Annotated in this window: 9 protein-coding genes; all 9 read left to right on the forward strand. The window is 54.8% G+C overall.

Annotated elements, in window-relative coordinates; translation table 11 throughout:
• The first annotated feature begins 42 nt into the window (after window positions 1–42).
• Window positions 43–1,455 (forward strand): lipopolysaccharide biosynthesis protein, encoded by a 1,413-nt coding sequence (locus tag CYPRO_RS12200; protein ID WP_114984876.1) that lies wholly within the window; start codon window positions 43–45, stop codon window positions 1,453–1,455.
• Between the two features lie 5 nt (window positions 1,456–1,460).
• Entirely contained in the window at window positions 1,461–2,507 is a 1,047-nt protein-coding gene (locus CYPRO_RS12205; RefSeq protein WP_124245611.1) for a nitroreductase family protein, read from the forward strand.
• A 57-nt stretch (window positions 2,508–2,564) separates the two neighbouring features.
• Window positions 2,565–3,698 (forward strand): polysaccharide pyruvyl transferase family protein, encoded by a 1,134-nt coding sequence (locus tag CYPRO_RS12210; RefSeq protein ID WP_114984878.1) that lies wholly within the window; start codon window positions 2,565–2,567, stop codon window positions 3,696–3,698.
• Complete coding sequence (locus CYPRO_RS12215; protein ID WP_114984879.1) at window positions 3,699–4,637, forward strand: hypothetical protein; 939 nt, start codon at window positions 3,699–3,701, stop codon at window positions 4,635–4,637.
• Window positions 4,638–4,880: 243 nt separating this feature from the next.
• Window positions 4,881–6,011, forward strand: coding sequence for a polysaccharide deacetylase family protein (locus CYPRO_RS12220; RefSeq protein WP_114984880.1), 1,131 nt, complete (start codon window positions 4,881–4,883; stop codon window positions 6,009–6,011).
• Window positions 5,935–8,058, forward strand: coding sequence for a heparinase II/III family protein (locus CYPRO_RS12225; RefSeq protein ID WP_114984881.1), 2,124 nt, complete (start codon window positions 5,935–5,937; stop codon window positions 8,056–8,058). The genes CYPRO_RS12220 and CYPRO_RS12225 overlap by 77 nt, the downstream gene beginning before the upstream one ends.
• Before the next feature lie 373 nt (window positions 8,059–8,431).
• Window positions 8,432–9,559, forward strand: a complete 1,128-nt coding sequence (locus CYPRO_RS12230; RefSeq protein WP_124245612.1) for a glycosyltransferase family protein — start codon at window positions 8,432–8,434, stop codon at window positions 9,557–9,559.
• 20 nt (window positions 9,560–9,579) lie between these two features.
• Window positions 9,580–10,728 carry a glycosyltransferase family 39 protein gene (locus CYPRO_RS12235; protein WP_114984883.1) on the forward strand — a complete coding sequence of 383 codons (1,149 nt, stop codon included), beginning with the start codon at window positions 9,580–9,582 and terminating at the stop codon, window positions 10,726–10,728.
• A gap of 51 nt (window positions 10,729–10,779) precedes the next feature.
• Window positions 10,780–11,913 (forward strand): glycosyltransferase, encoded by a 1,134-nt coding sequence (locus CYPRO_RS12240; RefSeq protein WP_114984884.1) that lies wholly within the window; start codon window positions 10,780–10,782, stop codon window positions 11,911–11,913.
• The last annotated feature ends 11 nt before the right edge of the window (window positions 11,914–11,924 follow it).

The following is an 11,924-nucleotide window of genomic DNA, read 5'->3' on the forward strand; positions in this document are numbered from 1 at the left end:
GAATCCGGGCTAAAGCATAAAGCTGCCCGGGGAGGTGTTATCATGATGGGGTCAAAAGCCGTCATGATTGTCCTGCACCTCACCTTTACCATTGTTCTGGCGCGGCTGCTTACGCCTGAGGACTTCGGTATTGTTGCTATGGTTGCCGTGTTTACGGTTTTTGCTGAAATCCTGAAAGATGCGGGACTTTCAGCAGCCGCAATACAGCGTAAAACGCTGACGGAAGCACAGCAGTCAAACCTGTACTGGCTCAATCTGTTACTCGGCGGCCTCCTCACGCTGCTGGTTGCGGCCTCTGCACCGCTGATCGCATGGTTCTACGGGCGGCCCGAACTGATCGCAGTGACTTTAGCACTGTCTCTTAGTTTTACCATCAATGCAGCTGCCGTACAGCACAGGGCGGCCCTGTCCCGGGCACTTCGTTTTGGTCCCAAAGCAGCAGCGGAAGCCGGTGGCATGGCACTAAAGCTGATCGTAGCTGTAATCCTGGCGCTTTACGGTTTCGGATACTGGGCGCTGGTCTGGGCTACGCTTGCAGGCCTGGTGATGGCTTCGCTGGTTGTTATACGCTACGCCCCGCTCCGCATCGGGCTTCCCCGTCGCGGAGCGGGCACACTCAGCTTTGTCCGTTTCGGGGCCAATGTTACGCTGTTTAATTTTGCGAACTACTTCCACCGGAACCTGGACAATCTGCTGATCGGGCGGATAAGCGGCGCGGAGGCCCTTGGTCATTATTCGCAGGCCTATGCGCTGGTGATGTACCCTGTATCAGCCATCAGGGCGCCGGTTAGCGCGGTTGCGCTGCCTGTTCTAAGCCGTCTTCAGGATAAGCCTGATCAGTTCAGGGCCTATTACCTGAACATGGTGCGGGTCATCGGCATGCTATCGGTTCCGATCCTCATGTTTGCTGCAGTTAGCGGTGAAGTGCTGATTGCCCTGCTTCTGGGGCCGGGCTGGGAAAAGGCATCCGTTTTATTTTCCATCCTGTGCCTCGCTGCAATCATTCAGCCGGCAGCAACCATGCGGGGGATGACCCTGCTGGCCCTGGGGAAATCGGGCCGTTATGCAAAATGGGGAAGCTGGCATGCCCTTGCGATGGCCTGTTTTTTTTGCATTGGTATCTGGTGGGGCGCCGAAGGCGTCGCCTGGGCCTATGTGGCGGGAACCTATCTCATCCTGTATCCATCCCTGATGTACGTGTTTCGGGATACGCCGGTGCAGCCCTCCGGATTTATAAAAGCAATTTTGCCCGTTTTAAGTGTTAGCCTGGCGGCTGCAGGCCTGTTGGTTTTTATTCGCAGCTATGACTTTCTGCCTGAAGCGGACCTTTTAAGGACAGGCGCTGAACTGCTGATTTTTATGGCCATGGTATACCCTGTTTTGCTCGCCTTTCGTCCGCAGGACCGCGCTTTTCTGCTGCAGATTATGGCACAGTTTTTTAGCCGTAAAGGATAATTCCATTGATAGTACGCCTGCTCAGACCCTTGTTCAAAACCGTTGACCGTTTCCTGATCAGATGGTGCAGCCGCAGCCTGATCGGATCAAGGCTGTACTACACTTTTTTCAGTAACGCCTTTGCCGCACAGCAGCAAGCTGTACTGAAAGGGCGGGCGACTTTCAATACGCCCGAAACCATTGGCAGGCTGCACTCAAGCGCAAACCTGAGGCGAAATATTCACCGCCTCGAAAAAGGTCTTGCGATGAAAGGGCGGCGGGAAGTGTTTGCAGCTTCCTACATTCAGCAGACGGTCCGGGAATACAAGGAATATGCGGCTGCCGGCTTTGAAACCGCTGAAAGGCTCTGGGCGCAGGAAGTCCTTGATACCTATTTTGAGGCAGTCTCTCACAGCGATCCCGTGGCGCAGGCGTTTGCCCTGTACCGGACAGTGCTCCGCACCGAAGCCGGACACCGCACCTTTTCTTTTAATCCGCAGTGTGCGCCCTACGCCTTTGAGGTGATTCGTGACGCGGAAGTCTCTTTCGAAGACTTTCAGCAGCTGTGCGAAAAGCGAAGGTCTGTACGCTGGTTTCTGCCCCGCAGTGTTCCGGATGAAGCGGTACAAAAGCTTGTATCAACCGCCCTTTTGGCGCCTTCAGCCTGTAACCGACAGCCCTTTCGGTTTATCTGTGCACGCGAGCGCGCAGCTGCAGTTGCGGCCTGTGCGGCAGGCACAACAGGATATGTTCATCAGCTGCCGGCGGTTTTGGTCGTTGCGGGCGACTATGCCAACTACGGACATGAGCGGGATAAGAACCTGATATATATTGATGCTTCCCTTGCTGCCATGCAGCTTATGCTGGCGGCCCCAACGCTGGGACTTGCAAGCTGCCCGATCAACTGGGCCGAGGATCCGGCCGCCGAATCGCGTATCCGCAAGCTTATTGATTTGAAAGATTCTGAGCGGATTATCATGCTGATAGCGCTCGGTTACCCTGAGCCCGGGGGCATGATTCCCTATTCCCAAAAAAAACAAGCGGCTCAGGTATTAACGTATGCAGACGACTGAGCAACAATAAAAGCTGTGCAAACCCCACTCCTCATAGAAATCAGAGGGGCTAACTTTATGAACAAAGGAGCTCAGCTGATGCTGATTGAAACCGTGCGTCAGCTGGGTAAGCGTATCCCGGACGCGGGATTTTGCGCTCCTATGCCCTTTCGCAGGCGGGCGGCTGACCTGCCCCGATTTCGTGCGCTGGGGATGGGGGTGATACCCTTCCTGTCCAAGTGGAAGTTCCGTGCCGAAATTCCGGGGGTGTTTTTGTCTGTGCTTTCAGGCAAGGATGTAATGCATACGCGCAGGAAAGTTGCGCTGATAGCAGATATTTCCGGCTATGCGCTAAGCGACAAATGGGGCATATTACCGGCAAAGCGGCTTGGAAAAGCTGCGAAAGCGGTAATCAGCAGAGGGGGGCAGTTGCTGCTGTTGCCACAGGCGCTGGGACCTTTTGAAGATGAAAAGGTTCGGCGCGCCTGTCTCAGGGTGTTTGAGCAGGCCGGGCTCATCATGCCCCGCGACGCGGTTTCTGAGGCTGCTTTGCGAGCACTGTTTCCGCAATCGGATAAAATCCGGCCCTATCCTGATTTTACCGCCCTGGCAGAAGCCGTTCATGATCCCGCCTATTCATCGTATGCCGGCGGCTTTTGTATTGTGCCCAACTGCCGCATGCTGGATAAAGTCCCGCCCGCAGAAGCTGCGCATTATCTTGGATTTCTGCAGCAGAGCATAGCCGCAGCTCAGGCGCTGGCATGCAGACCGTTTTTTCTGATTCATGAAGGGGAGGGAGACCGGCGCATTGCGGAACAGCTCAATGCGGGTCTGGCACAGCCGCTGGATATTGTAGCACACAGCGATCCGCGGGTACTGAAAGGCGTTTTGGGGCAGAGCTATGCCGTTGTCTCAAGCCGGTACCATGCTGTTATCGGTGCACTGAGTCAGGGCGTGCCCTGCCTGAGCACTTCCTGGAGCCACAAATATGAGGCCCTTGCCGAAGCTTACGGCTGTCCGGAGCTGGTACTGCGCAGCTTTGCCGATGAAACCCTCAACCGGGATGCCCTGAGACGGATCAGCGACAGCGATTCAAACAAAGCCTACCGGCAGCAATTACTGCCAAGGGCTGATGCTGTAAAACAGCAGGCCGTGCAGATGTGGGATGAAGCAGCCCGATGGATTTTGGATAGCCTGAAACAAAAAAACTGAATGACAAGAGCGCAGCTGTACATTGCGGTAATGTCCTATGAAATGGGCATTTTACTCCGAAACTGTCTTACATCAATAGAGAAACATGCACCGGGTATCGCGCTCGCTATTTATGATGACGGGAGCCGCGGTCCGGAAACCAAAGAAGTATTGGATGAATATGCTTCCAAAATCCCGGTTTATGTTAATAACTGGCGGGACGGGCAGAGCGCAGATCCCCTTGGCGGGCATATAAAAGTTGGCGGGCTGTGGACAAATATGCAGCGCGCCTTCAGGCATGCGCGGGCTGCGGGATTTTCCTACATTATGTTTGTGCAGGATGATATGCAGGTTGTCGGTCCGCTGGACGATACTTTTTTTGCTGAACACCGTGCGATATGGGCCGACCGGCCTGATATTGTGCAAATCAGGATTAGCTACTACCGCAATCCGCTGGTTGACCCGACCCATGATCCTGTCAGGAACCGCATTTGCGCCAGCGGACGCTACTACATGGCTGAGCCTGTGCCGCAGGGGCTGAACGCAACCGGTATTGTTTCCATCGACCGTTTGCACCGTGCCGGCTACGCCTGGGAAAAAGGCGAGCATCTGAACAACCGGAAATCCGCAGCGCAGGGCATGTACAGCGTTTTTCCCAAAACGCCCCTCATTCCGCAGCTGCCGTATCCTCCGGTTGTTAAGGATCGTTTGCCCCGCTTTAAGCGATGGCTCAACCATATCTCTGATATGATCTTCCTGGTGGGCTTTCATCCATATGCTGATCTCAGCCCGGCACAAATCAGCGCACTGCGTAATCGTGACCCGGAGGAGCGGCCTGTAGGGGAAGTCTTTCTTACACCGCGTAAGCCCGTCAAACTGTACCGGCCCTGGTGCTATGAAAACTCGTACGCCCATCTGATGGTTGCTTTTAAACGCGCTTTTTCATCCGCTAAACCTTAATTCGCCGTATTCATAGCTACCCCAAACCTGTTGCGTATTTCACTTTTGATATCGTCCTTTCATAAAAAAGCAGACCGCTTCCGCTTACTTAGAGCGCGTGCATTGCAGTCTGCTTCGGCTGACTGTGCTCAGACGGTTAAAGCCTGTGCCTGGTATGCAGGTATGCTGTTACCGATTGCCTCAGCTTCGCACTGTCAACCGCAACCGCTGATGCTGCCCAAGGCGGTATAGAAGATTGTTTTTTTGAAAAAAATCTACCTCACCACAGATTACGAGATATTCGGCAACGGCAGCGGCTGTATTGAGCGCTGTGTGACCGCGCCGGCTGCGCAGATGATGAAGGTTGCGGAGCGGCATGGAGCCCGTATGACGTTTTTTGTGGATGTGCTTGAATTTATAGCCTTTGAAAAAGCCCTGGAACAAGGGTTCTGCAGCGCCAATATAGCTGCTGTTGCTCAGGTGCGCGAACAGCTGCAGGAAGCTGTCAGCCGGGGTCATGATGTGCAGCTGCATTTGCATCCGCAATGGCTGGATGCGGCCTGGTGTCCGGAAAAGGGCTGGCAGCTCAACATGGCGTACTGGCGCATTGGCGGGCTTGATCAAAAAATCGGCTACACCCGCCTCGCCGAAATGGTACAGCAGGCAACCGACTGGCTCAATGGTCTGCTCAAAACAGCAGATGCAGGCTACGCATGCCGGTCGTTTCGGGCCGGGGCCTGGTGTATTCAGCCGGAAGAAGCGGTGCTGCGTGCGCTCCGGCAGGCCGGTATTTTTCTGGATACGACCGTAGCACCCGGCAGCCGCACGGCCGGTGAACTAACCTTTTTTGATTTCACGGAGGCTCCGGCAGATCAGTGGCGCGGCTGGCCTGTTGCAGACACCGTTACCCGTCCTGAAGCGGAAGGCGCAATGTACGAGCTACCCATTTTTACAGCGATTCTGCCTTTTCGGCTGCGTGCCCTGAAAAAGCTGAGCCGCCATCCGGTTTTGGCTCCTCAAGGTTGTATAGGTGACTTTGTTGGTGAGCGGCAGCCCCAAAAAAAAGGATCTGTCCAAAGGGCGGTGAACATGGCTTTGGGTGTCCTCCAAAACAAGGCTACCCAGTTTGACTTTTGCTCGCTCAGCCGCGCGGAAACCGATTTTATGCTGGCAAAGGCCGCAGCTGTCCGCTCTGCCGGTTCCGGCATCGTGCCCATTGTCACGATCTCGCATCCGAAAGCTTTCGGAAATCCGGAGCAGCTGGCCTACCTGCTGCGCGCGGCTGAAACCTACGATACGATTACGCTCGACCGTACGGATGAGCCTTCGCTTTGGCGGTCCGCAAGCCTGCGGGAACTTCATCAAAATACCGGATATGCTGCTGCGTCACATTAAGCGCGCCATTGCGCATCCGACGGACTTACTTCGGGTACTGATGCGGGAGAAGCACAAACGCATAGGCCATCTGCGCTGCAGCTACACCGTGCTGCCTGGCCGAAGCGCTGAAACGCTGCTGGGAGAAAATCCCCTTCAGAACGTCACATTGCCTGAATCGACGGTTCCGAAAGCCTATACTCAGGCCCTTATACAGCATCAGTTCACTATTTTGGGCAGCGGGACGCAGCAACAGCGGTACGGTATGCCCTGTCAGGGTTTTGAAGACTTTCAGTATGAAAGCGCCGCGGATATTCCTTCGCCGGAAATGCAGGTAAATCCAAGCAACCGGAAACGCGCTGCTTATGTGCGGCAGCTGATTGCGGATGATACCTACGAGCCCATTGACTGGCAGCTTGATTTCCGCAGCGGCTACCGGTGGCGCGCGTCACAAAATGCCAAGACCATACCGATTGTAAGCGGAAAAGGCTACGATATCAAAGTGCCCTGGGAACTGGCACGGCTGCAGCATTTGCCGGCTATGCTGCTTCAGGACGCCCCCGACAAGCTGAAAAGCAGACAGGAAGCGGTACATCAGCTGCTGGATTTTATTGCCGCCAACCCACCCGGATTCGGCGTCAACTGGGTTTCTACGATGGATGTTGCCATTCGGGCAGCCAATATGGTGCTTAGCCTGTGGCTTATCGAAAAAGACGGAACGCTTCTCCCGGAGCCAGTCCGGAAAGTGATCGCCTGCTCCCTTGTTGATCACGGCAAGTGGGTCAAAGCCTTCCCGCTGCTGCAAAAAGGACGCGGGAACAATCACCTGCTGTCTGACTATGCCGGGATGGCTTTTATTGCACGGGCGCTGCACGGCTATGCAGCTGCGCCGAAGTGGCAGCAATGGGCGCTGGAAGGACTGCTGACACACTGCGGCTATCAGTTTAACGCAGACGGGTCCAATTTTGAAGGTTCTGTCAATTATCACCGGCTTTCCACGGAAATTGTGGTGTGGGGGCTTGCGGCGCTTTCTCCCCGCATGGTGCACACCGACACCCGCTTTACCGGCCTGGTTTCCAAACTGGCCCGGGCCTCAGAGATTCTTCGTACGCTAAGGCGGCCCGATGGCTGCCTGCCTTCGTTTGGAGAAACCGACAGCGGACGCTTCTTCAACCTGAATCCCCGGCTGGTTGCCTTAGACCGGGAGACGACCTCCGGTGTGCTGCTGAAACCGCAGATGCAGGATTTTATGTCGGACACACAGTGGCTTGAGGCCAAAAATGATCCGGCGGAAACCCTTGCGGTCAGTGAAGCCCTGCTGTTCGGATACCGGCAGGGGCCTGCTGCTGCGATCATAGCCGCCCTTATGCAGAGCGAAGCTCTTCTTCCGGATCAAAAAGCGTGCTACGCCGGATTTGAAACTGTTTCTCCTGTAGAAGAATCATCGGCGGAACCGCTCCCGCTCTACCCGCAGCAGGAATGGAAAATCAGCGAAGACTGCACCGGTACGGCCCTGAGCTGCGTGAAGTGCAGCGGGCTTGGACTTATCCTGATACGGGGGCGGGATCTTTGGCTGCTCGTACGGCTGCCTATGCAAAGCCCCGAGGCCATGGTGCATCAGGAATATGATGCGCTTGCCTTCGAGCTCTGGGCTGAGGGCGAGCTCCTTGTTCCGGAACCCGGAACCTATGTATATACCCCGCATCCCTCCCTCCGTAAGCAGTACAAATCCGCTGCTGCACACGGATTGCCTCCTTTTGATGTGTCTGATGACGCGGCGCTTTGGGATAAAGGAGGCAACATCAGGCGGCGGCAGACAGGGCATTTCAGATGGGAGCAGCGGGCGGAGGAGATTCGTCTGTACCTTGACCTGCCTGAAGCGCCCGGGCTTACGCCGCCTCTGCAGCGATGCTTTCGTTTCACCGAAGGCACACTACAGGTATCCGGAAGCTGGGAAACCGGCGCGAAGACGGAAGCTGCAACGCCTGCCCGGGCTTACGGCGAGCTGGCCAAAGCCACCAAATGGCTTGATTTCCGGCAGCTTGAAAAGCTGTCCCGCGCGTACTGAGGCGGTATGCAGAAGGCATACTTTTCAGCTTTGGGAAGTAGGATCCGCCTGAACCGTCCTGCTCCCAATCGAACGGATGTTCTTTTGTTATTACCTGGCTGATATTCGTAGTTTAGCGGGCAGGTCTGAACGTCACAAAACGAGGGTATGAAGTGCCTCCAACACGCATCCCGGACTTCATGCTCATCTGCTTCTGTCAGTACCAAATAAGGATGCGAATCATCAGGATACTCATCTTAGGTACCTTACTTTTCGGCCTTTATTTGGCACCATTGCTTTGGTTCATGCGGTATCATTTGCTCTGCACGAATATTCTGCTGTCACTCAACGCTCATTTTTATAATAATCCCTATCTACGGCACTGATAAGCTGCATGCGTACATCTACGATTAAAATGGTGATTATCACCAAAAACCTTGATACCGATGACCGGCTTATCAAAGAGGTTGAAACGATTGGGGCTCCGTCGGGGGATACCCGCGTGCTTGCGGTGGAGCGCGACCATCCGAAAGGGCGCAAGGGAGTGCTTGGTTCCGGTGCTGCCTTTCACAGCTGCAGCGACACTTTTCGTCCGCTGTTCCGGCCCGGTCGCGGCATTGTCTTCAAAGCAGGGGAGACCCTTCTGAAATTTATGGTCCGCGATATTACGGACCGCCGGGATGTGCTCTGGATCCATGATCCGGCTTTGCTGCCGTATGTGCAGTGGGCGCTGCTGCTCCGGAAAGCCGGATGGGTGAAGAAAGTCATCTGGGATTTGCACGAGCTGCCGCCTGCGTCGCGGCTGCAGGGCCGCTGGATTGAGGTCACTCGGAAGGTATTGCAGCAGCTGGATGTGGTTGTGGTAACCAATGCCTGGCGTCTGTCCTATATAGAAGAAAAATTGGGGGTTTCGCTGCCGCATGCCGTCATCCTGGAGAATTATCCTTCCCGGTGTGCCATAGAAAAACCTGTTGAGGCGCTGCCGGAAACGCTCAGCGACTGGCTGAAGGGCCGGGCGTATTTCATCCTGCAGGGCGGGGCGAGCGCTGACCGGCACTACCCGACCGTCGTAAAAGCCTGCATGGAGATGAATCTGCCGGTCGTTGTGGTAGGCAAGCCGGGTGAGGTTTACGATGAGAACCTGATATACAATACCGGCTGGATACCGCAGGAAGACGTCTATACCTATATTGATCACGCCGCGGGCAGCCTCATTTTTTATGATCAGCGTGACCCCAATGCCTGGTACTGCTCCCCCAACCGATTGTTTCAGGCCATTGGCAGAGGGTGCCCCGTGCTTACGGGGAATAATCCGCCTCTTAAGTCAGTAGTGGAAGAAAGCGGGGCCGGGGTAGCCGCTGATACGGACGGTGCTGATACTGCTGCGGTAAAGCAGGCGATCACGCAGTTTTTGAAGGCTCAGGAAACCTACAGACAGCGGGCTGCAGCATCCCGGCACAGGTATATATGGGAAGGGCAGACGCAAAAGCTCTCCGAACAGCTTGCAGGGCTTCGGGGCTAATTTTTCAATCATAATTTTTTATGTCTAACCGGTATCGCAGCTTTAGCCTGCTGATCATTCTGATAACAGCCTTTTCGCTACGGGCTGTATTCAGTTTCATCAATGTTTTTTACGTGACCCTGCCACAGGGCGGGGCCGATGCACAGCGGTTCAACCGCATGGCGCTGGAAGTACTTGAAAACATGGATATGCTTACCCTCGAATTCTTCCTCACCGGGGGGACCAATGCCATCGTTTCTGTAGGGGCGGTTTTGTACAGCATCACGAGCCCGTCTATGTTTGTGATGGGCCTGTTTATGTCGGTACTGGGTACGCTTGTAGTTTATTATGTGTACAAGCTGGTTAAGGAAGTGACCGGCTCGAAAGGGGCGGGTTTGTCGGCAGCCGCCTTTACGGCGGTCTTCCCGCAGCTTATTCTGCATTCAGCCCTGTTTTTGCGGGAAACGCCGGTAAACCTGGCTTTCCTGCTTGCCGTCTATTATGCGGTTCTCTACCTCAAACGCGGCTCTGTCATAAACCTCACCACTTCTTTCTTTGCCGCGCTGATCGCCATCATTTTTCACTCCGGCGTGGTTTCCTTCTTTATTGCCATCGTGCTGTACATATTTTTGTACCGTACGAAGGGGATAAAGCATGCCTGGATCAAAAACAGCTTTATCCTGCTGGTTACCCTTGGGTTTTTATTCTACCTCAACACAACCGGACTCGGGCTGCGCAATTTTGAAGGGGATCTGACCAATGTGGCAACGCAGTTTGAAGAACGGGAGCAACAGGGGGGCTACGGTGAATCGGCTTATCCTGAATGGTTGCGGTATCAGGGAGAAGGCGGTGAGCTCTGGAAGTTGCCGCTGCGGGTTGTTGCTTTTGTGCTTTCCCCTGTCTTCCCCTATCACTTTTCGGAGCTGATTCACCTCTTAGGCTTTCTGGATGCCTTTCTGTACCTCTACCTGTTCGGATATCTTTTTGTGAACCGAAAAATCATACCCCGCAATCAGTCCTTGTATTTCATAGTGATTGTCGTGCTGGTGTTTTATGTGTTTTTTTCGTTTGGGGTTTCCAATGCGGGTACCGCTATCCGGCACCGGGCAAAAGCAGCGCCCCTGCTTATCGCTGCGGTTTATATGGTCAGGTTTGCGAAAAAATTGCTCAGAAAACGGCGCACTACCTGATGTTCAGATACCTTCGCCGCAATTTCCGGGGAATGACTTCCGCTTTTAGCCATGCCGCATAAACCGATCCGGGTTCTTCATATCATCAATACCCTCAGCTATGGCGGAGCAGAAATTCTGCTTCGGGAAGGGCTGCGGGTCGCGGACCGGTCCGAAGTTGAGCTGCATTTTGCAAGTCTGAATGATAAAAATGACCTGCTTCGCCCGGATTTAGCGGATTTGGGCGGCACGGTGACCTGCCTGGGACTGGACCATCCCCGCTATTTTTTCCGGGCCTTCAGACGCGGACTTGCATACATCCGGACGCGTGATATCGATATCATTCATGCCCATTTGCCGGTTTCCGGATTTATGGCACGGCTACTGGGGCGGGTAAGCGGCAGGCCGGTGCTGTATACCGAGCACTCACTTCCCGCAGCCTACAGCCGGCCAATGCAGCTTATCAGCCGCATAAGCTGGGGATGGCAGCAGTACGTGACGGCCATTTCGGAGGATGTGGAAGCCGGGATTCATCAGCGGTATGGCAACAAAGTGCCGGTGCAGGTGATCTGCAACAGCATCAATACCGCACGTATTGCCCCGCATCCGGAGGCGGGTGCGCGCATTCGGGCACAATACGGCATTCCCCCGGAAGCCCGCGTAGCGGGTACCATTGCTTCCCTGCGCAACAGTCCTGCCAAGCGCATGGATGTCTGGCTGCAGGCCGCTCAAAAAATTGCCGAAAAGGAACCCTCCGCAAGGTTTATGATCGTTGGTGACGGTGACCGTCGACCGGCGCTGGAGGCGCTTGCCGCTTCCCTGGGGCTACAGGACCGTGTTGTTTTCACCGGAAATCAGGCGGATGTTGTGCCTTTCCTTAACGCCTTTGATGTCTTTCTGCTTTCGTCACAATATGAAGGTTTCGGCATAGTGCTGATAGAAGCCATGGCCTGCGGTATTCCCGTATCGGCTACACAGGTGGCGGGCATCCGCAATATCATCACGCCGAATGAGACCGGTTTGCTTGCTGCCTTTGATGAAAGCGTTGCAGCCTCCTTGGCACAAAATACCCTGCGGCTGTTCCGGGAACCGGCGCTTGCCCGCCGCCTTTCCAATAACGGGCGGCAGCGGGTCGAGCAGCAATACAGCATCCAAAACATGCAGCGGTCCTTTGAGGACATATACCGGAAGCTGCTGCATGACTGAAATCTTCAAAA

This window comes from Cyclonatronum proteinivorum (assembly GCF_003353065.1).
GTDB classification, from domain to species: domain Bacteria; phylum Bacteroidota; class Rhodothermia; order Balneolales; family Cyclonatronaceae; genus Cyclonatronum; species Cyclonatronum proteinivorum.